Origin of the sequence: Avrilella dinanensis, from assembly GCF_002807015.1 — a bacterium.
Classification (GTDB): Bacteria; Bacteroidota; Bacteroidia; order Flavobacteriales; family Flavobacteriaceae; genus Flavobacterium; species Flavobacterium dinanensis.
In genome coordinates this window covers 1-20,536 of sequence record NZ_NIPO01000003.1, presented here as the reverse complement: position 1 = coordinate 20,536, position 20,536 = coordinate 1, and the positions used below count along the sequence as shown (strand labels likewise).

20 protein-coding genes and 1 tRNA gene are annotated in these 20,536 nt (G+C 37.7%); 4 read left to right on the top strand and 17 right to left on the bottom strand.

The genetic code is table 11. The features are described 5' to 3' along the window. Positions 1 to 52: 52 nt before the first annotated feature. The 4 genes from CDL10_RS11175 to CDL10_RS11160 all read right to left on the bottom strand — a co-directional run bounded on the left by CDL10_RS11175 (position 53) and on the right by CDL10_RS11160 (position 2,606). The gene (locus tag CDL10_RS11175) at positions 53 to 421 is read right to left on the bottom strand and encodes a hypothetical protein (protein ID WP_100678758.1); all 369 of its coding nucleotides are present in this window, start codon (positions 419 to 421) and stop codon (positions 53 to 55) included. A gap of 133 nt (positions 422 to 554) precedes the next feature. Continuing rightward, entirely contained in the window at positions 555 to 1,112 is a 558-nt protein-coding gene (locus tag CDL10_RS11170; RefSeq protein WP_100678757.1) for a hypothetical protein, read from the bottom strand. After that, the gene (locus CDL10_RS11165) at positions 1,106 to 1,705 is read right to left on the bottom strand and encodes a hypothetical protein (protein WP_100678756.1); all 600 of its coding nucleotides are present in this window, start codon (positions 1,703 to 1,705) and stop codon (positions 1,106 to 1,108) included. The genes CDL10_RS11170 and CDL10_RS11165 overlap by 7 nt, the downstream gene beginning before the upstream one ends. Positions 1,706 to 2,015: 310 nt before the next feature. After that, complete coding sequence (locus tag CDL10_RS11160) at positions 2,016 to 2,606, bottom strand: basic helix-loop-helix domain-containing protein (protein ID WP_100678755.1); 591 nt, start codon at positions 2,604 to 2,606, stop codon at positions 2,016 to 2,018. Between the two features lie 236 nt (positions 2,607 to 2,842). Between CDL10_RS11160 and CDL10_RS11155 the strand changes: the two genes are divergently transcribed. After that, complete coding sequence (locus CDL10_RS11155; protein WP_100678754.1) at positions 2,843 to 4,558, top strand: AraC family transcriptional regulator; 1,716 nt, start codon at positions 2,843 to 2,845, stop codon at positions 4,556 to 4,558. Between the two features lie 124 nt (positions 4,559 to 4,682). Further along, positions 4,683 to 5,501, top strand: a complete 819-nt coding sequence (gene panB, locus CDL10_RS11150; RefSeq protein WP_100678753.1) for a 3-methyl-2-oxobutanoate hydroxymethyltransferase — start codon at positions 4,683 to 4,685, stop codon at positions 5,499 to 5,501. A gap of 87 nt (positions 5,502 to 5,588) precedes the next feature. On the opposite strand, the gene CDL10_RS11145 is transcribed toward panB, so the two are convergent. Beyond that, positions 5,589 to 5,661: transfer RNA gene (locus tag CDL10_RS11145), tRNA-Gly, on the bottom strand. A gap of 179 nt (positions 5,662 to 5,840) precedes the next feature. Here CDL10_RS11145 and CDL10_RS11140 point away from each other — a divergent pair. Continuing rightward, positions 5,841 to 7,109 (top strand): mechanosensitive ion channel family protein, encoded by a 1,269-nt coding sequence (locus CDL10_RS11140; protein ID WP_100678752.1) that lies wholly within the window; start codon positions 5,841 to 5,843, stop codon positions 7,107 to 7,109. Positions 7,110 to 7,179: 70 nt separating this feature from the next. On the opposite strand, the gene CDL10_RS11135 is transcribed toward CDL10_RS11140, so the two are convergent. The 6 genes from CDL10_RS11135 to CDL10_RS11110 form a co-directional block, all read right to left on the bottom strand. Next, a complete protein-coding gene (locus CDL10_RS11135; protein ID WP_100678751.1) occupies positions 7,180 to 7,959 on the bottom strand; it encodes an enoyl-CoA hydratase/isomerase family protein in 780 nt (259 codons plus the stop codon). A 6-nt stretch (positions 7,960 to 7,965) separates the two neighbouring features. Further along, a complete protein-coding gene (locus CDL10_RS11130) occupies positions 7,966 to 9,384 on the bottom strand; it encodes a sensor histidine kinase (RefSeq protein WP_100678750.1) in 1,419 nt (472 codons plus the stop codon). 34 nt (positions 9,385 to 9,418) lie between these two features. Beyond that, complete coding sequence (locus CDL10_RS11125) at positions 9,419 to 9,976, bottom strand: CopD family protein (protein WP_100678749.1); 558 nt, start codon at positions 9,974 to 9,976, stop codon at positions 9,419 to 9,421. A gap of 3 nt (positions 9,977 to 9,979) precedes the next feature. Further along, positions 9,980 to 11,002, bottom strand: a complete 1,023-nt coding sequence (hemH, locus tag CDL10_RS11120) for a ferrochelatase (RefSeq protein ID WP_100678748.1) — start codon at positions 11,000 to 11,002, stop codon at positions 9,980 to 9,982. Between the two features lie 200 nt (positions 11,003 to 11,202). Next, positions 11,203 to 11,712 (bottom strand): hypothetical protein, encoded by a 510-nt coding sequence (locus CDL10_RS11115; protein ID WP_100678747.1) that lies wholly within the window; start codon positions 11,710 to 11,712, stop codon positions 11,203 to 11,205. A gap of 11 nt (positions 11,713 to 11,723) precedes the next feature. Further along, positions 11,724 to 12,263, bottom strand: coding sequence for a hypothetical protein (locus CDL10_RS11110; RefSeq protein ID WP_133119494.1), 540 nt, complete (start codon positions 12,261 to 12,263; stop codon positions 11,724 to 11,726). Positions 12,264 to 12,577: 314 nt separating this feature from the next. Here CDL10_RS11110 and CDL10_RS11105 point away from each other — a divergent pair, with 314 nt between their 5' ends. Next, positions 12,578 to 13,576 carry a T9SS type A sorting domain-containing protein gene (locus tag CDL10_RS11105; RefSeq protein WP_100678745.1) on the top strand — a complete coding sequence of 333 codons (999 nt, stop codon included), beginning with the start codon at positions 12,578 to 12,580 and terminating at the stop codon, positions 13,574 to 13,576. A gap of 76 nt (positions 13,577 to 13,652) precedes the next feature. On the opposite strand, the gene clpX is transcribed toward CDL10_RS11105, so the two are convergent. The 6 genes from clpX to CDL10_RS11075 form a co-directional block, all read right to left on the bottom strand. Next, positions 13,653 to 14,891, bottom strand: a complete 1,239-nt coding sequence (clpX, locus tag CDL10_RS11100; protein WP_100678786.1) for an ATP-dependent Clp protease ATP-binding subunit ClpX — start codon at positions 14,889 to 14,891, stop codon at positions 13,653 to 13,655. A 3-nt stretch (positions 14,892 to 14,894) separates the two neighbouring features. After that, on the bottom strand, positions 14,895 to 15,566 hold the full coding sequence (gene clpP, locus CDL10_RS11095) for an ATP-dependent Clp endopeptidase proteolytic subunit ClpP (protein ID WP_100678744.1): 672 nt from the start codon (positions 15,564 to 15,566) through the stop codon (positions 14,895 to 14,897). A 78-nt stretch (positions 15,567 to 15,644) separates the two neighbouring features. Further along, positions 15,645 to 16,967, bottom strand: a complete 1,323-nt coding sequence (tig, locus tag CDL10_RS11090) for a trigger factor (RefSeq protein ID WP_100678743.1) — start codon at positions 16,965 to 16,967, stop codon at positions 15,645 to 15,647. A 99-nt stretch (positions 16,968 to 17,066) separates the two neighbouring features. Next, the gene (locus CDL10_RS11085; RefSeq protein WP_100678742.1) at positions 17,067 to 17,405 is read right to left on the bottom strand and encodes a phage holin family protein; all 339 of its coding nucleotides are present in this window, start codon (positions 17,403 to 17,405) and stop codon (positions 17,067 to 17,069) included. A 2-nt stretch (positions 17,406 to 17,407) separates the two neighbouring features. Then, on the bottom strand, positions 17,408 to 18,985 hold the full coding sequence (locus CDL10_RS11080) for an SGNH/GDSL hydrolase family protein (RefSeq protein ID WP_100678741.1): 1,578 nt from the start codon (positions 18,983 to 18,985) through the stop codon (positions 17,408 to 17,410). A gap of 11 nt (positions 18,986 to 18,996) precedes the next feature. Next, positions 18,997 to 20,241, bottom strand: coding sequence for an OmpP1/FadL family transporter (locus CDL10_RS11075; protein ID WP_100678740.1), 1,245 nt, complete (start codon positions 20,239 to 20,241; stop codon positions 18,997 to 18,999). Positions 20,242 to 20,536 lie beyond the last annotated feature (295 nt).

The following is a 20,536-nucleotide window of genomic DNA, read 5'->3' as shown; positions in this document are numbered from 1 at the left end:
TTTCTTTAGTGCCATATTGGCATAGATAAAAACAACCGTTTTTTTATTTTTGTCAAACGGTATGTCTTTTTAAGTAAGATATTTCTTCTACTTTGCGGTTAGCTGTACCTTTTTGATTATCAAAATTTTTGCACATTTCTAAAAAGCCTCCCCAACAACTTGGTTCTTTTAGCTCCGATGCACTATACAACTCCGAATTATAGACAATACCGTAATACGTGAACATATGACCATCGAAAACATCATTCGTGTAGTCAATATAACTATCTCCCTCTAAAAAAACAACTTTTGATTCATCAAACCCTGTTCTTTGAAACATGCCTTGGTTAAAATATTCTTCCGTACTGTTGTATATATACTGGCTGTAGGCATCAATATTGAAAAAGACCAAAACAATCAGTGTTATTAATCGGTAGCTCATAATTTAGATTATTAAAGAGTGTAAAGTTAATAAATATCAACTGCAACCTGCAAAGCGGTAGCTGTTATTGCTGTCAAAAATACCGCACGAAAGGATTTTTCGTGCGGTAGTAGAAATCTTTTGTAAATACTCTTTATTCTTTGTTATTGCCAGCCGGTAAATAAGTACGTCCACCGACAAACACACCGTTTTCATAGAAAAATAGGCTATGAAATTTGGTTAGTTTTTGTTTTTTATCAACACCTTGTAATTCATTTTCGAAGTAATCTACGTATTTACAAAAAAGTTTGTGTCCGTAATAATCACTGTCTATCACAAATAGAGGTTCCGAAATAGGTTCTTTTAATGCTACTCCCATATCGTTGTAGCTTGAAAGTACAAAAAAGACTTTGTAATTGTTATCCTCGGCATACGATTCATAAATATTCAGCGGCAAACAAGCATCTGAGCTACACAACGGTGTAAACAGGTAAACGAAAGCCTTCGGATATTTTTCAATCTCTTTAAGCAACTCATCGGCATTGGTTTTGTACACAGTACCTTTCTGCATAGTCATTCCGGTTTTGAAGGGAACGACACGCGATTTTTCGTCTATAGTAAGATATTTGTAACTATCTCCAAGCCCTCGTACTTGAACACAAGATGCCAGTCCCACAGCTGCCAATAATAAGAAAATTAACCTTTTTACCATAATAATTCTATTCGAATGCTATAACCTCCATATTCTCCAATGTGAGTATCATAATTATAGCTTCCTTTTTCTAAAACCAAAAACTTATCTTTGATACCATCTAATTCTGTTGTAATATCTTCTTCAACCACTAAAGGTTCAGGATCAGAAGTAGGAGCTTCAGATAATGCTATATTTAGTTGAAGATACCCATCTCGCATTACATCTCGCAAATCATACTTAACATACATTACCCCACCATGGAAGTCTTCAACTGGATCAATAGGAGCAACTATAGAATTAACGCTATGCAACCCTAAATTTCTTTCTTCAAGCCTTTCTAATTCTTCTTGTATACGCTTTTCTTCTGCTCTTGCATCGTCAACATCTTTCATAGTACATATACCGAACCCTTTTCTGCAAAACCTACTACGTCTATATATATCAAACCTTCCAAGTCTAGACCAATCAAAATCTGAAGCAGTGATTTTCATACTATTTTCCATTTGAGTGTTTGTCTCTGTACTTGAATCATCACTACTACAAGCGACAAACCCTGTGACCAATAAAGCCATACCAAATATACTAAAAATTACTTTTTTGAATAATTTCATAATTTAAAATTTTATGCAGTTGTTTTTCTTTTTTTTTAACTGCGGTTAATTGTATTTTTTTTACTTTTTCCTGCTATGCAGCAGTACAACCTTGTTGCCTGTCTGCTTTTATTGTATGTTACTTTCTGGTTCTTGCTATCTGTTTTTAAGTTAAACATTTTCTATCGTTCCGAAAAAACCGGTATTCGCGACTACCGGCTCTCGAAACAAATTTTTTGCATTAAACTTTAAATAGCTTTTAGCAATTAGCCGTTAGCTTTCAGCATTCGCTAGTTCCTTCATTATCTAATTACCTCATTTCGCTAATTCGCTAATTCGCAAATCGGCTCTTTAGCTCAATGGCTCCGGCATATAATACTGCCTGCGTAAAGCTATGCTGTGCACCATAGACGTAGGCGATTATTCTATTACCACCTAATTTGTTGTCATCGCCATTCCCTGCATAGTCGCCATGCATTTTTAACACAGTTGCTGCTATCTGTTTTTCCGTTGCAATTGTGAGCTCTGGTATCGAAGCATTTTTCCCTTGCAAAATAGCCTGCAGGTTTTCTTTAAACGCATCTGAATAATCCAGTTGCTTAATCAACGATTCGTCAGCATAGCACAACTGCTGTAGTATTTCCCAATCCATGGTTTCATACAGCATTTTGTCTGTGTTTTGCTGTATGTGATGGTTCACATGTTGTTCAAACAATCGCATATTGTTGTGATAATCCAACTTTTGGTCATAAACAAAGCTATTGACAATGTTTCGGTATTGGTCATACGCTTTGTTTGTGCCGTGGTGTGTCGATGTTGTGTACGTTTTATGACTTGTTTTTTCTGCATAAATATCGTCGGCAGTCTCGCACGAACTGCATAAGGCTGAAATGGCTACAGCACTCAAAAATAATTTTTTCATTGTTTCGAGATTTTTTGTGCTGCCCGGGTAGCATTTTCTTTCGTGGCAAATATGAAAAGGATTGAAATAACCAAAGGGAAAAATCGTCAGGATTTTAAAAAATTGACGATTTCTCCCTCAAATTGACGATTTTTCCGTCCGTTTCCAATGTGGTTTTTATTTTTAAAACACTGATTTTAAAGTATTTAAATCCTTAAATGCGGCTGATTTTATTTTTTTTGTATATTTGTTGTCTAATGAGCAATGTATTGATTATTGTGTCCAAAAAAAGCTATTTTTTTCTATTATTATTGACGATTTTTCCGTTTGCTTTTTGTGTTTCGGCACAAAGCACGACTGATACCTATAAAAAGTTATGGGAAGTAATCGTATCGGATAGCACCAACAAGCAAAAAAAACTCTATTTTTTAGAAGTCTATTACCGTAAAGCCCAGTTAGAAAATAATACCTTAGAAGAATACCGTGCATTAGAGGAAAAATCTTTTATGGTACCTTTTGATAACGCGGTTTTGCTACTCGACAAAATGCGACCATTGGTAGAAAAAATCCCCAACGATAGTCTAAAAGGTTATTTTTTAAACAGGGCTGCGGTTTTGTACTATAGCAACCGTTTTTACAGCAAAGCGCTTGATTTTGCCATTGAGTCAGAGAAATTCAATAGAGATATAAACAGTTTATACAATCTCAATTCAATTCGTATAGATATTGGCAATATTTATTACCACACCCGCGATTACGATAAGGCAATCTTATATTTTACCCAAGCCAAAGACTATTTCCAATCAAGCAGTGATTACAACTACCGCCGAGCGTATGTTGTAGCCTTGTATAATTTGGCTAAAACGTATTTGCAGTTGGGTAACACCAACTTATTATCAGAGACTATAGCCGAGAGCAAGCAAGCGATTGCTTATATAAAGCCTAAATATCAGGCGGTTGAAATGGCGTATCTCAACTACTTGCAGGGAGGGTTATATTTTTTACAAAACAATGATGAGCAAGCTAAGCAGTTTTTAGAGCAAGCATTACCGCTCATTCAACAAAACAATGATTTTAATACCGAGCATATTATTTATTTGTACTTGGGCAAAATCGCTTGGCGGCAAAATCAAAAGAGTGAGGCGGTAAAGTATTTCAATATGATAGATGAGCTGTTTCATCAAAAAAACTTTTTGAATTATGAGCTGCGTGAAACCTACGAATATCTTATAGCGTATTATAAAGAAACAAGTAATACTAAACAACAACTGCATGCCACGGAAAGTCTGATTGCACTCAATAAACAGTTTGAGAGAGAGCAGCTGTCTATTACCAAAACCATGCATCGGGAGATAGACACTAAAAAGCTGGAAGCCGAAAGAGAACAGTTAAAATCGGTCTTGCAAAACAAACAAAAATCAACCAACCTATGGTTGGGCTTGTTAGGGTTAGGTTTGGTAGGAATATTGTGGTATGCTTATGAGCAGTATAGAGCAAAAAAAAGATTAAAAAATAAGTTTGATGAGTTGGTTAAACAAATAAACACCAAAGCTTTGGTTAAAGAAAACCCTCCAATCGTTTCAAATGAGCCAGGTAATAACCGACCACCCATAGCAGTAAAAGCCACCGAGGCAAGACTGTTGAGAGAATTGGCACAATTCGAAAACGAAAAAGGCTACCTCAAACCGGTCAAATTAGAAGAGTTGGCACAACAGTGGGGCACCAATCGCAGCACCTTGTCTGTACTAATCAATACACACAAAGGGAGCTTTAATACTTACTTAAACAAACTTCGTATCGAGCAACTCATGATTGATTTAAAAAATCAAAAAGAACTACGAAGATTGTCATTAACTCAGCTCGCCAATCAATATGGTTTTGCTAATGCGAAATCTTTGGCAATACAGTTCAAAGCCCAAACCGATTTGCCACCGATGTATTTTATCCAACAATTAGAAATAGAAAATATTTAGCCTATATTGCAAGAAAAAACAGCTATAACCAAAAAGAAGCATAAACAAATTATTGGATAAATTTTAAACAGGTTCTTAATCTTTTTCTCTAACTTTACCTTTCGTAAAAACAACAAAACTAAATATGTCAGTAGCAAAAAAAGACTATAAAGTGATTACAACCAAATCACTTTTCGATATGAAAGCCAATGGCGAAAGAATCTCTATGCTAACCGCTTATGATTATTCAATGGCGAGGATTGTTGATGCGTCTGGAGTAGATGTGATTTTGGTAGGCGATTCTGCGAGTAATGTGATGGCAGGACACGAAACCACTTTGCCGATTACGCTTGACCAGATGATTTATCACGCGGCATCAGTGGTGCGGGCAGTAAAAAGAGCTTTGGTTGTGGTTGATTTGCCTTTCGGCACATACCAGTCAGACCCAAGAACAGCTTTACATTCGGCTATCCGTATCATGAAAGAGAGCGGGGCTCACGCCATCAAAATGGAAGGTGGCAAGGAAATCAAAGACGGAATTAAAAAGATTCTGGGTGCAGGCGTTCCGGTCATGGGACATTTGGGACTGACACCTCAGTCGATATACAAATTCGGAACTTATACCGTTCGTGCAAAAGAAGATGCCGAAGCCGCTAAACTGATTGAAGATGCCAAAATGCTCGAGAAAATTGGTTGTTTCGCGATTGTTCTGGAAAAAATTCCGGCAACATTAGCCAAACAAGTCGCCGAATCAGTCAGCATTCCTGTAATTGGTATCGGTGCGGGTTCCGGAGTAGATGGTCAGGTGTTGGTAATTCACGATATGATTGGTATGACACACGAATTTAATCCACGTTTTTTACGCAGATACCTCAATTTATACGAAGAAATGACACAAGCCATCGGGCAATATGTCGAAGATGTGAAAAGTTGTGATTTTCCCAATGAAAATGAGCAGTATTAATTTAGAGCCTGTATCGCTATTTCAGGACGGGACAAAGATAATAATTAAAAAACCGCTGATATTCATCAACGGTTTTTTTTCACTTTGAGCGGAAGACGAGGGTCGAACTCGCGACATTCAGCTTGGAAGGCTGACGCTCTACCAACTGAGCTACTTCCGCTTATTTTGTGAGTGCAAATATAAAACTTAATTTTTTTTACCGCAAATATTTTTTCTATAAAAAATATACCTTGTTTTCCTATTCATTTCATTCCCTATTCTTCCATGTATAATTTGATAATACATACGGAATCCCTTAACTTTGTCTCTCAAACAAAACAAACCATCTAAATCAATTACATGGATACTTTAAATCTATACAATTACTCTTTCGAAAAATTACAAGCCCTTAACCTTTCCGACAACACCTTGCATTTTCTCAACACCGCCATTTGGGTGGTTATTCTTATTCTTGCTTTTTTAATCATTCACTGGGTGACCAATAAATTAATCATCAATAAAGTTGTTAAGTTCATTCTTAACACCAAAAATCAAATAGACGATTTTCTGATTAAAAACAAAACGCTCAATCATATCGGCAGTTATATTCCGTTGATCGTTCTGAAAATCTTTATTCCGATTGTATTCAAACCTTTTCCCAATACAGCAGAGGTTCTTGCCACTATTATCAATATTCTCATGCTTTTAGCATTTTTGCGTATTGTTCATTCCGGCTTCAAAACTGCCAAAGATGTACTTGCTCTAAAACCTGCTTTCAAAGACAAACCTCTGAATAGCTACCTGCAGGTAATCGACATTGTGTTGTATTTCATCGGGGGTTCATTTATTTTTTCTATCATTACGGGCACCGACCCGAAAAGTTTTTTTATTTCTTTAGGAACAGCATCTGCCATTTTAATGTTGGTTTTTAAAGACACTATTTTAGGTCTGGTTGCTAGCATACAGGTTTCAACCAACGATTCCGTTAGAGTGGGCGACTGGATTGAAATGCCTAAACACGGGGCCGATGGCGATGTAATAGAAATTAACTTGAACAATATAAAAGTTCAGAATTTCGATAAGACTATTACCACTATCCCGACTTACCTCTTACTCTCTGAAGCTTTCAAAAACTGGCGTGGAATGCAAGATGCAGGGGGAAGACGAGTAAAAAGAGCTTTGAATGTTAAAATATCTTCTATTCGTTTTATGACCGACGAAGAAATTAATGGGCTATACAAAATCGAGATTCTTAAAGAATTTATTGACCAGCGAAAAACAGAAATCCAGCAATATAACGAGGTTAATCAAATTGATGTAAACATGCCGGTAAACGGACGACGAATGACCAACGTCGGTTTATTCAGAGCTTATATCACACAATACCTCAGACACAACCCCAATATACACAGCGGAATGACTTTAATGGTACGCCAGCTTCAACCAACCGAAAAAGGATTACCATTAGAGTTGTATATGTTTACAAACAGTACCGTTTGGGGCGAATACGAAAGTATTATATCCAATATTTTCGACCATTTGTTTGCAGCGGTTAAATTCTTCGACTTAGAAATATTTGAATCGCCGGCATCAGACGATATCCGGCAGGTGGTAAATCAGAAACCATAGCTATAGGTATTAGCTAAAAAACCTGCAAGACTAACGTTTTGCAGGTTTTTAGTTGTTTCAATCCATAAACTTAAGACTTAAACTCTGGTTTTCTCTTTTCGAGGAATGCTGTTGTCCCTTCTTTGAAATCAGCTGTACCAAAACAAATACCGAAATTTTTGATTTCGGTTTCAAATCCGTTTACGCCATCTTCAAAATTAGCATTCACAGCCTCAATCGCCATATTGATTGCCGATGGGGAATTTCTAGCAATTTTCTGAGCGATTTCTTCTGCTTTCTGCAACAATTCCGGCTGAGCCGTTACATGATTGACTAAACCATATTGCAATGCTGTTTGAGCATCAATCATTTGAGCTGTCATAATCATTTCGTTGGCACGTCCTTTCCCGACCAATTGCGGCAAACGCTGCGTTCCGCCATATCCCGGAATAACACCTAAAGTCACTTCCGGAAGTCCCATTCTGGCATTGTCCGACGCCACTCTGATATGTGCCGCCATCGCGAGTTCCAGACCGCCGCCCAAAGCAAAACCATTTACTGCTGCAATAACCGGCTTGCTCATATTAGCTACAAAATCAAATAATAACTCCTGCCCTTTCGCTGCCAATTCAGCACCTTGTTTTTCGTCAAAATCAGCAAATTCTGAAATATCTGCACCCGCAACAAACGCCTTTTCGCCACTTCCTGTGATGATAATTGCACGTACCGATTTATCATCCTGCAATGCCTTAAAAGCCCCGTGCAATTCTTCAATAGTCGCTTTATTTAATGCATTTAGCTTACTCGGTCTGTTGATGGTAATTTGGGCAATCTGCTCTTTTTTCTCTACTAAAATGTTTTCAAAATTCATATCTGGTTATTTTTGAGTTATTGGTAATCGAACATAAAAAACTGTTCCTTTATTTTTTACAGTTTCAAAGGTAATACTTCCCTGATAGGATTCCACAATATTTTTAATCATTGCCAATCCAAGCCCCATACCGCTGGTTTTGGTGGTAAATTTAGGTTCAAATATTTTTTCCTGAATTTCAGGCGGAATTCCCGTTCCGTTGTCTTTCACTTCAATAACCACCTGTTTATCATCACTATACAAATGTACCCGAATACTCGGAAAGGGCTCATAATCAGGAATTGCCTGCATCGCATTTTTAACTAAATTGGTAATTACCCTGATAATCTGTGCTTGGTCAAAAGTGGTAATGATTTCTTCTTTCTCACTCTCGAAAAGGATATAATCCTGATTGAAAATTTCCAATGCCAGTTCAACCACCTCGACAATATTCAGGGTTTCATTCTTCTGAGCCGGCATGGAGGCAAAATTAGAAAATGCCGACGCTACCGAACTCATCGTATCGATTTGCTGAATCAACGTTTTGGAAAAATCAGTGATTTTGTCGTGGATTTCAGGGTCTGCGGGATTAAATTTCCGTTGAAAACTCTGCACAGTCAGTCGCATTGGTGTAAGCGGATTTTTGATTTCGTGTGCCACCTGCCTTGCCATTTCCCGCCAGGCACTTTCCCGTTCGCTCTGAGCCAGTTTCGACGCACTTTCTTCCAGCAAATCAACCATTTTGTTGTAAGAATCAATTAGTGAAGATATTTCATGCGAGGCATCTTCTGCCTTGATTTTTTTATTCTTTCTTGTGATTTGTGTCTGTTGTAAATGCTCGCTAATCATCTGCAAAGTCCGTGTGATATAGGTCGATAAAAAATAAGCAATTACAATCGACAGCAGGAATACAAAAAGATAAATCTGGCTGAATCTTATCAGAAAACCTTTCATTTCCTCGTCATAAAAAGTAGTGTCTTCGGTGTATGGCAGATTAACAATCCCTAACGGTTTGAACTGCGGGTCGCGGATATAGTTGTAGGTAGAACGATGTCGCACGCCGTCAATCAGCTTCAAATCCACAAAGCGTTTGCTCGGTGTTGATTCGATTATCCGAAGTATATTTTGGGAAATTCCTGCGGGATAAACGGGACGGCTGTTAAAATTTCCTTTGGAAGAAATCAACAGCTTTCCTTTCAAATCATAAATATCAATCTGGGTGTTGTGAATAGCTGCCAGCTCATGAATTTTATCACGGAAAATCGACGGCAGCTTGTCTGTACTCAACACAGTGTTGGACGTACTGAGCACAAAATTAATATGCTCATTAACCGCAGTTTCTTTTCTCTCTAAATTCTGTTGATGGTAAGTTTTGGCTTCGCTGTCAAACTGATAGACCGCCACCAATGCGATAAGCACCGACGAAATCAGCGTCAGGAATATCATCGAAAGAAATATTCTGACTTTTAGCGATGGATTTTTAAAACTTATGCTTTTCATCTTTATTTTTTCGCAGCCGAACGCGTTTATACCATTTGTATCCTATCATCAACAGGATAAACAAAGATAATAAACCTATCACACCAAAAATCCAGTTGATTGCGTTTTTTAAAACTACTAAAAAAACTACAGAAAATAAAATCAAAGTCGCTCCTTCATTCCAAACCCGGAAAAAAGAAGATTTCCTGTGCATTTGGTTTTGGTTAATCTGCGTGACAAACTGTTGGCACCTGAAATGGTATATCCACAGCAATACCACAAACAACAATTTGACGTGCATCCACGGCATTTGCAGCAAAGACGGGTTTTCAACAAGCATACCAACTCCGAAAATTGTTGCCAGAATCGCTGACGGAAAAGTGATGATACTCCACAGTCGTTTTATCATCAACCGGTATTGGTCGCTCAGTATATTTTTTTCAATTTCGGTCTTATCCTGTGCTTCAGCATAATACACAAACAGCCGAACGACATAAAACAATCCGGCAAACCAGCAAACGACAAATATGATATGTAGTGCTTTGAGATATAAGTACATTTTCTATTTTTTTGTCCAGTCGTTAATCCAGTCGCTAAGCGTGTTTACCCAGATTTCTTCATCATTCAGACAAGGAATCATCTTAAAAACTTCACCGCCGTTTTCTTTAAAACTTTTGCCTGCTTCCATTTCGATTTCTTCTAAAGTTTCGATACAATCCGCAACGAACGCAGGCGTAACGACCGCTATTTTTTTCACACCGTTTTTCGCTAATTCCTCTACTCTATCAGACGTAAACGGCTCGAGCCATTTATCCATTCCTAATCGGGATTGAAACGAAATACTGTATTTATCAGGGTTGAGCTGTAATTTTTCCGCCACCAGTCTGGTTGTTTCAAAACAATGTGTCCGATAACATTTTTCAGCCGGTGGTGTGTCGGGTTGACAGCAATATTCGCCATCGATAATTTTTTTATGACTTTTGGTCGGGTCGGTTTTTTTAATATGGCGTTCGGGAACACCGTGGTATGAAAATAACAAATGGTCATAGTCAAAACCTTCAATTCCCTGTTGCATCACGGCTGCCAATGAATCAATATAGCCTTGTTTGTTATAGAAAGGTGGAAAAAATTCTAATTTCATTCCGACGAAATATTTTCCAACCAATTCCTGTGCCAGCACTTCGATGGTTTCGGTGGTTGCCATGGCATATTGCGGATACATCGGCAAAAGCAATACTTCCGTCACACCTTTTTGATACAATTCTGTCAGTCCTTTTTTGAGAGACGGTTGTCCGTATCTCATCGCCAAAGCAACCGGAATTTCCACCTGCGGTTTTATTTTTTGTACTGTTCTTTCAGAGATAACGATGAGCGGCGAACCCTCGTCCCACCATATTTTTTGGTATGCCGCCGCTGATTTCTCCGGGCGGGTTCTTAGTATAATTCCTTTCACAATAAGAGCTCGCAACCAATATGGAAGATCAATCACGCGTTTGTCCATCAAAAATTCTTCCAAGTAAGGTTTGACCGCTTCCGGCGTAGGCGACTCAGGTGAGCCGAGATTGACTATTAAAACACCTTTCATTATTGTAATTTTAGCAAAGATACGGATTTTAGCTTTATAGCCGGTAGGAATCAGATTTCAGAAGTCTGGTTTAAGAGATTAATAACACAGCTTTCCGTATCATAAATAATTATAATTATAGGTGTAATTCGTTTAAAAATTAATTTGCATTTATTTTTTAGAGGTCATCAGATAGCAACATAGCTGGGGTATTGTCGTTGTTAATATACTCTTTTATCTAAATATTCACCACTTTTCACTTTTTGATCTCTTATTTTCACAGTCTCTTCGTCAATATTCCATGGAGGTTGTACTCTATACATTTCGTGTTGTTTTACTCCTAAAGTATCTATCAAATGTACCGTGTCTCTACTAATTACCTTTACTACGAAGACATCTCTACAATTGAGTTTTACTGTGGAGTCGTTTAATATTTCCCATTTGTTGCATAAGCCTAAATAATTGGGTTTAGGCCCTAAAAAATCTATAATTCTATCTCCATATATTGTATAAGCATACTGATTACATTCAAAATTTCCACCAAAACTAATACTTCTAAAGTAATGATGATAATATGTAGTGTCACTCAATACGGCTAATCTTTTCATTGTAATATCCCACATTGATATAGAGTCGTTGGTTAGATAAGCTTTTAATTCTTCTTTCTTTGACTTGGTACAGCTCGTTAACAAAATAAATAGTGATGTTATGATTGTAAAACTAGTTTTCATATTTCAAATCTTTAAAGATATTTATCATAGAATTCTTGGGTTATAAGTCCAGGGAATTCAATATCAAGCGTATATCTACTATTTCCTAAATCATTTCTATACAAACTAATATAGAATGCCTCTCTTATGGTATTTATATCTATACCTGCATTTAAACGCTTTTTTAATTCGTACATATTATACCAGCATATATTAAACGGTGTTTGATTCTCTAATATATAATTCCAGATTTTTTTCTTATCTCTATTCGTCAATAAATTGTCATAAGCATTAAATTCAACATCTTTAATCGTACCCAACACATCAAATGTTACAGACGCTCTAACCTCTCTTTGGTATTTGAAAATATTTATATCTGGATCTATAAACTCTATTTTATATCCTTTTTTGACAATCTTTTTCACTCTTTTTTCTCCCAAAACATCTTCCATAACATCTAATAATATTTCTGAATTTTCGTTATGACACTCCTCATCAAATCTTATATCTAATTTTTGAGAAAAAACATTTGTGTTACATACAATTAAAATCAGTAAAATATATAATCTCATAATCCATCTATTTTTCATCTAATCTGTTAATGAAGTTTTACAAATTTTTAGAGGTTGTTTTGGATCTTCGTTAAACGTCTTTTCTACGACCGTTTTGTAAATATACTCTTTTTTTTAAAGTAATACAATGCCCCACCACACGAAAGGATTACTTCGCCTGTTCGCTTGAGTCGTGCGGTAACAGGATTTGAAGTAGGAAAACAACAAACAAAATAATTACTTTACAATAAAATAACCTCAAAAAATCCCCACAGCATATTATCTAATTAATTTTTTTATTAATTTTGTACCACTAACTATTAAATTTTATAACTATGAAGAAGATTACATGTATGCTTTTTGCATTGCTATCTGTCATGATAGTATCTGCACAAGGTTTGGAAACTTTTGACAATGCTACAGAACTACCAGGAAACAGTTATTCTGACGGTTCTTTTGTAGGAAATGACGGCATCACTTGGGAATATACCGAAGCGAGAGACGAGGGTAGTTACCCTATTACCGAAGAAGGTATAATGCTGAGAAATAACAACGAAGGTGGTAATTTAACAGCAACCATTCAGGGAGGTATTGGAAATTTCTCTGTTGACACACGCAAAGCATTTACCGGAGGCGGAGCGAGAGGTTTGGAATTACTTATTAACGGTGTTCTTATTGGCGACGAGTTTGTATTAAACTTTGAAAGTGGGGAAGATCCAACTATTTATCCTTTTGAGGTTAACGATATCAATATTGAAGGAGAATTTACTATAGAAATACGTGCAACCGGAGCACAAATAACATTAGACAACATCGAATGGACGGGATATAGCGAAGTCGAACCTTGTGACCTCGATGCTCCGTCAGGAGATGCTGAGCAAACACTTGACGAAGGACAAACATTGGCTGATTTAATTATTACAGGCGAGGAAGATGCAATTTTTACCTGGTATGCTGATGCTGATTTAGAAAATGAACTTCCGGCTGACACACCGGCTGAGGACAACACCACTTATTTTGTAACACAAACTGTAGGCGATTGTACAAGTGATGATGCGTTGGCAGTTACCGTAACACTTACCACAAGTGCTAACGATTTTGACAAACAAGCATTCAAAGTTTATCCTAATCCTACCAAAGATTTCTTCCATATTTCTTATAATGAAGAAATTACTGATGTAGCGGTTATTAATACACTCGGTCAAACCGTAATCACAAAAGCTGTAAATGCAACGACTACTCAAATTGACATGAGTGCATTGCCAACAGGGAATTATTTTGTGAAAGTAAACATCAACGGAACTATCCAAACCGTGAAAGTGAGTAAACAATAATATATTCACAGTCAATACAAAACCGGCAAGATTTTAAAATCTTGCCGGTTTTTTTATTTACCAATTTTTAAGAATGCTATGCACTTACTGCCTCTAATTGCGTACTCAAATTTCTGTCGATGGCATTTTTAGCATATAATTCGTCCACCGTTAATTCAGCTATATCACTGCCCGGCAATTCATACATTGCATCGGTCAGTACGGCTTCACACAACGAACGCAATCCTCGTGCACCGAGTTTATACTCCATGGCTTTATCTACCAGATAATCCAAGGCGTCTTCTGTAAATTCCAAACGGATACCGTCCATATCAAAAAGTTTTTGGTATTGTTTTACCAAAGCATTTTTCGGTTCGGTCAATATCATTCGTAAGGTTTTGTGGTCCAATGGATCCATGTGGGTAAGCACCGGCAAACGACCAATAATTTCGGGAATCAATCCGAAATCTTTCAAATCTTTTGGAATAACGTATTGCAAAAGATTTTCTTTATCTACATTCGCTTTTTCCTCCCCGGAACCATAACCGATTGCCTGGAAATTCATTCTTTTAGAAATGATTCTTTCAATACCGTCAAACGCCCCACCGGCAATAAACAAGACGTTTTGCGTATTTACTTCAATAAATTTCTGGTCAGGATGTTTACGACCTCCTTTTGGCGGCACATTCACGATTGACCCTTCCAGCAATTTCAGTAATGCCTGTTGCACACCTTCTCCGCTAACATCTCTGGTAATCGACGGATTGTCGCTTTTCCGGGCAATTTTATCTATCTCATCAATAAAAATAATTCCTTTTTCAGCTTTTTCCACATCATAATCGGCGGCTTGTAAAAGTTTAGTCAAAATACCTTCCACATCTTCGCCGACATAACCTGCTTCTGTCAATACGGTTGCATCAACGATAGCCAAAGGCACATTAAGCATTTTTGCTATTGTTTTCGCTACCAAGGTTTTACCTGTTCCGGTTTGTCCAACAACAATGATATTACTTTTTTCGATTTCTACATCATTTCTGTCTTCCGGCTGCAACAATCTTTTGTAATGATTATATACCGCTACGGACAATACTTTTTTGGTTTTGTCTTGTCCTACCACATATTTATCCAAAAATTCCCGGATTTCTATTGGTTTTTTCAACAATAATTCATCTTGCAGATTTTCTCCACCACGGTGTGCAGCTTCCTCTAATACTATATGGTGGGCTTGTTCAATACATCTCTCACAGATATTGGCATCTATACCACCAACTAAAATCTGCGTCTCGGCTTTGGGTCTTCCGCAAAATGAACATCCACCATATTCTTCGTTATCCATCATCTATTCTGATTTCTTATTTCTCACTAAAACCTCATCAATCATACCATATTCTTTGGCTTCATCGGCTCTCATCCAGTAATCTCTTTCTGAATCCTTAAACACTTTGTCGTATGGCTGTCCGGAATGCTGAGAGATGATTTGATATAATTCTTCTTTGAGTTTCAACATTTCTTTGAGGTTGATTTCCATATCGGTAGCCACGCCTTGTGCTCCACCCGACGGTTGATGAATCATCACACGAGAATGTGGCAACGCAGAACGTTTTCCTTCAGCTCCTGCACACAACAAAACAGCTCCCATAGACGCTGCCATTCCGGCACACAAAGTCGCCACGTCCGGCTCAACCAACTGCATGGTGTCGTAAATCCCTAATCCGGCATAAACACTCCCTCCCGGTGAATTAATATACAAGCTGATGTCTTTATTACTGTCCACACTTTGCAGGAACAAAAGCTGTGCCTGAATGATATTGGCAACATAGTCGTCAACTCCTGTGCCTAAAAAAATGATTCTGTCCATCATTAAACGAGAGAAAACGTCCATTGAGGCGATATTCATCGGGCGTTCTTCGATAATATACGGAGTCATGCTTGATACGATTTTGTCGTAGTACATACTATTGATTCCGTGATGTTTAGTTGCGTATTCTTTAAATTCTTTTCCGTAATCCATAATTTTGTTTTTTAAATAAAAGAAACGTCAAACCGAATGTGATTTGACGTTCAAAGGTAATTATTTTTTCTGACTTAATTATTCGCCATATACTTCCTTAACAAAATCTTTGTAAGTTACTTTTTTGGCTTTGGCTTTCACGTTATCAGAGAACAATTTGAGCATTTTTTCGTTCATTATCTGCTCAGAGATTCTTTGTGTTTCTTCCTGATTAGTCAATACTCTTCCAACGATGTTGTTTACTTCGTCTTCAGCTATATCAGCTTGCCCGAATTGTGCCAGTTGTTGTTTGATTAAATCTGCTGCATGATTTTTTATTTCTTCAATCGTTACCTGCAACTCGTTATCTTTAATTAGTTTACCTTCAATCAGCTGGTATTTCAATCCATTTTCTGATTTGTTGTATTCTTCTTCGGCTTGTTGTTCGTCCAGTTTGGTTTCGCCTACGGTTTGTAACCATTTTTTCAGGAAAGTTTCCGGCAAATCAACTTTGGTGTTGGCTACCAAAAACTCCACCACATCATTAGTAAATTTATGGTCGGCTTGCTGAGCAAACTGTTTTTCGGCGTCATCTTTGATTTTTTCTTTCAATTCAGCTTCCGAAGTTACTTTACCTTCGCCGAAAAGTCTGTCGAAAAACTCTTGGTTTAGTTCTGCTTTTTCTCTGTTTACGATATCTTCAACCGTGCAGTCAACGTCGATTTCTAATCCGTGAACTTTATCGTGATCCACATTTAGCATTTCCATCAACTTATGGTCGTCTTTAAACAAACCTTTGGTTGAAATTTTTACGGTATCGCCTGTTTTTTTACCGATAAATTTCTTTTGATTGGTTTTTGTTCTGATTTCAGACACATTGAAAGTATATGTGTTCTCGATGTTTTCTTCTTCATTGCTTACTTTTACGGTAATATCATCGTCTTCGTCCACGTTTTCTTTGTGTACTTCTTTGCCGTATTGTTTCTGGATATATTCCACTTGCTCATTCAACATTTCCTCGTCAGCTTCGATTTCATATCTTACGATGTCATTTTTTGCAGACAAATCAACGTCAAATTCCGGTGCCAAACCTAATTCAAAATCGAAAGAAAAAGTATCTGAATTCCAGTCTATATCTTTTGCTACCGGTAGTGGATTTCCTAATATGTCAAGTTTTTCTTCCTGGATATATTCGCTGAGTTTTTCCTGAAGTAATTTATTGATTTCGTCAATCATTACAGCTGTTTCATACTGCTTTTTGATTAAAGACATCGGCACTTGTCCTTTTCTGAATCCCGGGATTGAAGCGTTTTTTTTATAGTTTTTAAGCACTTCCTCTACGTTATTTTGGAAATCATCTCGGGTTACATCAATCGTAACAATTGCATTTAATGCATCTACATTATTTTTTGTGATATTCATTGTTTGATATTTACATAATAAAATTGGCTTGCAAAATTAAGATATTTTTACAAGCCAACCAATTTTTTAATCGATTGATTATGCTACGCTTAGTGAATGTTATTCGGTAAGCATTCCGCCGATAACGGACTCTACCAAAGAAAGCACCAGACTAAACAGCAAAGCATACCAGAAATTCTCTACGTTAAATCCGCCCACAAAGTAATCACACAACATGATAATTACTGCGTTGATGACAAAGAGAAACAAACCTAACGTGAGAATAGTGATAGGAAATGTCAATATCTGCAAAATCGGTTTAACAATCAGGTTGAGCAGCACGAGAGCCACCACTACCCACAACGAAGTGATATAACTATCTACGCTGACACCTGGCAGAAGATGTGCCAATCCGAAAACGACCAATGCCGTAATCAGTAAATTTATAATAAATCTCATATCTAATTATTTGAAGTTACAATTTTCGGTCCCGGATATTCAGCTACGTTTACCAAAGGCAAATGTGCTTTATAATGCCTGTTTATTACCTTAATGATTTCATTGGTCACAAAAGCATATCCTCTGGCATTCGGGTGAACACCGTCCAAAGAGAACAAAACTCTGTTCATATTTCCTACACCACTGAAATAATCAGCAGTATAAATCTGACCATCTGTCGCCCGTATCCCGGAAACCAGTTGATTTAAAATATCGTTCATATCAGCTACAGCTAAGTTTTTCGATGCGGCAATACTTCTTATTATCTGATTGAATTGCGTAGTTGCCGTACTGATTTCCGCTTGTTCTGCCGGAATCAACACATACATATCATCTAACGGATAAGTAACTCCCATGATATTAAAAGGATTAGGCAAGACCAAGCTCGTTTGCCCAATTACTCCACTTGCTGTTAAAGTAAACAAATCATCTGCTGTTGCATGTCGTGCCTGTCCGAATATAGTCCCTATCGCCGTGGCTTCTTCCTGAGAAAAACCAGCATCAGGCAATGATAGCAATACCGCAGTAATCTGTTGTGACAAATCAGTTAGTGTTTCGTCTTTAATCAACACCGGATTGGCGGCTGTTTTGGAAAACAACTGCAAGCGGTCGCCTTCGCCGAATACTGCCAACACTTGTTTTAATTGCCCCAACTGAGCGTTAAGCATATCAATTACCGCATCGCCGCCAAGCTGTTCTGCTGTCAGCGGATTGTACGGTACAGTTGTAAAATACGGAATTGAAGTAACAGAAGGAATAGTCATTACAACTCCTTTCGCTCCGTTAGCTGTTAATCCATCTATAAGGGTAGAATATACCGATGCAAATACCTGCGGGTCGGTAATATCATTGCCACCGTAAGTTGTTACGTCAATATTTCCTTCCTGATTAACACCTGTTCCACCCGACGTGGCGTAAGACAACACATCGTTGTTACCAATCCAGTTGGTAAAAAATGTCGGATTCATACTCAAAGCATCTGACAAAACCGATGCGTCAGGCGAAGTAGCGTGTCTGACAAAATACGGGTTGGCTCGCCCGGTAGCTAAATTGGCGATGTTACCATAACCCGGTGCAACCAAATGGAATGATTTCGCTCCGGGAACACCCATATTATTGTATGCCGTTTGTTGCAAATCACTCACTTCGATAGAAGATGTTCCGGCTAAATTAACCGGTCCTGAACCATCAGCCGTCATCAATATTGCCATACGGGTTGGAAAGCCCTGAATAGGCTGTCCACCAAGCAATAGCCCTCCCAAATCATTTACATCATCGGCATAAGAAGGCTGTGTAAATTCGCCTCCGCCAACTACACTGAATTGTTGTGCCAGCAAATTAGGGAATGAGTTCTGCTGTCCGCTTCTGAACATGGTACCGTCCATGTATCCGGCAGTTAACGAGTTTCCTATCGCCACATAAGTCGTAAAATCAGCTTCGCCACTGCTGTATGAGTCGGGTGTTAATTCGTTGTCAAACTCAGGCTCACAGGCAACTAATCCGAGAGCTAATACAGACAGATATATAAATTTATTTTTCATCTCTCAAAATTTTAAAAATTATACGATAATCCCAATCCAACAGAGCCAACCGCCGAACGGTATGTTCCTCCGAACGACACTGGCAATCCATCTTCGATATAATGGTCATAATGTCCTTCAAATTCATCAAAGTGAATGAACAATGCCGATACATCTACACCCAATTTCGGCGTAATGTTATAAGTAAATCCTAATGTACCTGCTAAAGAGTTGTTTCTTGGTGTTTCCGGTGCAAAATAACCACTCCGAACGGGTGTTTCGTCGTAATACCCTCCTACTCTGAGAGATAGTTTTTCGCTCGGCGTGTATTGCACTCCGGCACGATATGTATTAGAATTTTTATACCTTCTCGGGTTAACTGAACTTGTTCCGTTACTGAATTCAATATCCAATGACTCATATTTATTCCAATAAGTATGATTCATCTCGACTGCTGCCAGCCATTGTTCATTGATTTGGTAAGAAAAACCGAAAGTCAGCTCGGCAGGTAAAGGCATACTTGCTGAAAAAGTTGTTCCTTCATAAGTAGGTTTCAGAAAATCAGGCAAATCCGAGAATGTAGCTTCGCCGTTTTCAACTTCCATATCTATATGAGAGCGATAATTAACCCCAAAAGTAACATAGTCGTCTAACCGGGCGGTTAATCCCACATTGTATCCCCAGGCAGTAACGCCTTTGGCATCAAGGGTAACATCAGAGCGGTTACCTTGGTCGTCAGTCATGCTTCTGGACAGGTTTCTGTTGAACTCTACGCCGCCATTAACATAAATCAATCCGGCTCCGATACTTACATAATCATTAACCATGTAAGAAACAGTAGGCTGAATGAAAAATGCTTTGAGGTCGATGTTGTTTACCAAATGCGAACCCTGCCAGTCGGTATCCCAGTCCACCGCACTACCATAAGGCGTGTAAACGGCTAATCCGACAGCAAAACGGTCAGAAATTTTGTAATTAGCATAAAAGTACGCAGGTGTTCCTAAATTTTCGGAACTGTTTGTCCAGTTATAAGTAGAGTTCTGAAACTTCGTATTAGCAAACAAAGCCGATGCTCCGGCTGAGAAACTGAACCGGTTTTCCAGAAAAACTCCATTGGCAGGATTGAAGAAAATACTTTCAGCGTTGCCGTTGATAACAGCGACTCCGGTGTGCCCCATTGCCAACTGTCTTTGTCCTTGCATACTGATACGATATCCTCCTGCATAAACACTTCCGGCCAGCATCGCGGCCGCAGACAGAATAATTATTTTTTTCATATCATTGTTTTTTAAATGTACAATTCCAAATATACTTATTTTTTTGAAATTTTTAAACTTTTTTTAAGAGAAATCTGATTACTAAATAAGATTTAAAATCTGATGAAAAACTATTAATTTGGTTTTTTCCTCGCTGGTACAAGAATGCTATTTAAACAATACCACCTTTTTCAGGTTTTTTGTTAGAGCCTGTATTTGTATTGTAAAAATGTTTATAGGTTATTTTTGAGGTAGAACAAGGCAAATTTTCAAAGGATAGCAGAGCTATCGTTTTAAAATTTAACGCAGTTATAGC

Excerpts from the sequence above, each read along its gene's own strand:
- CDL10_RS11080 (WP_100678741.1), bottom strand. The coding sequence starts at position 18,985 with ATGAAAAATAAATTTATATATCTGTCTGTATTAGCTCTCGGATTAGTT.
- CDL10_RS11075 (WP_100678740.1), bottom strand. The coding sequence starts at position 20,241 with ATGAAAAAAATAATTATTCTGTCTGCGGCCGCGATGCTGGCCGGAAGT.
- CDL10_RS11115 (WP_100678747.1), bottom strand. The coding sequence starts at position 11,712 with ATGAAAACTAGTTTTACAATCATAACATCACTATTTATTTTGTTAACG.
- CDL10_RS11085 (WP_100678742.1), bottom strand. The coding sequence starts at position 17,405 with ATGAGATTTATTATAAATTTACTGATTACGGCATTGGTCGTTTTCGGA.
- CDL10_RS11155 (WP_100678754.1), top strand. The coding sequence starts at position 2,843 with ATGAGCAATGTATTGATTATTGTGTCCAAAAAAAGCTATTTTTTTCTA.
- CDL10_RS11110 (WP_133119494.1), bottom strand. The coding sequence starts at position 12,263 with ATGAGATTATATATTTTACTGATTTTAATTGTATGTAACACAAATGTT.
- panB (WP_100678753.1), top strand. The coding sequence starts at position 4,683 with ATGTCAGTAGCAAAAAAAGACTATAAAGTGATTACAACCAAATCACTT.
- tig (WP_100678743.1), bottom strand. The coding sequence starts at position 16,967 with ATGAATATCACAAAAAATAATGTAGATGCATTAAATGCAATTGTTACG.
- hemH (WP_100678748.1), bottom strand. The coding sequence starts at position 11,002 with ATGAAAGGTGTTTTAATAGTCAATCTCGGCTCACCTGAGTCGCCTACG.
- CDL10_RS11135 (WP_100678751.1), bottom strand. The coding sequence starts at position 7,959 with ATGAATTTTGAAAACATTTTAGTAGAGAAAAAAGAGCAGATTGCCCAA.
- CDL10_RS11140 (WP_100678752.1), top strand. The coding sequence starts at position 5,841 with ATGGATACTTTAAATCTATACAATTACTCTTTCGAAAAATTACAAGCC.
- CDL10_RS11130 (WP_100678750.1), bottom strand. The coding sequence starts at position 9,384 with ATGATATTCCTGACGCTGATTTCGTCGGTGCTTATCGCATTGGTGGCG.
- CDL10_RS11105 (WP_100678745.1), top strand. The coding sequence starts at position 12,578 with ATGAAGAAGATTACATGTATGCTTTTTGCATTGCTATCTGTCATGATA.
- CDL10_RS11170 (WP_100678757.1), bottom strand. The coding sequence starts at position 1,112 with ATGGTAAAAAGGTTAATTTTCTTATTATTGGCAGCTGTGGGACTGGCA.
- CDL10_RS11160 (WP_100678755.1), bottom strand. The coding sequence starts at position 2,606 with ATGAAAAAATTATTTTTGAGTGCTGTAGCCATTTCAGCCTTATGCAGT.
- CDL10_RS11165 (WP_100678756.1), bottom strand. The coding sequence starts at position 1,705 with ATGAAATTATTCAAAAAAGTAATTTTTAGTATATTTGGTATGGCTTTA.
- clpX (WP_100678786.1), bottom strand. The coding sequence starts at position 14,891 with ATGGATAACGAAGAATATGGTGGATGTTCATTTTGCGGAAGACCCAAA.
- clpP (WP_100678744.1), bottom strand. The coding sequence starts at position 15,566 with ATGGATTACGGAAAAGAATTTAAAGAATACGCAACTAAACATCACGGA.
- CDL10_RS11175 (WP_100678758.1), bottom strand. The coding sequence starts at position 421 with ATGAGCTACCGATTAATAACACTGATTGTTTTGGTCTTTTTCAATATT.
- CDL10_RS11125 (WP_100678749.1), bottom strand. The coding sequence starts at position 9,976 with ATGTACTTATATCTCAAAGCACTACATATCATATTTGTCGTTTGCTGG.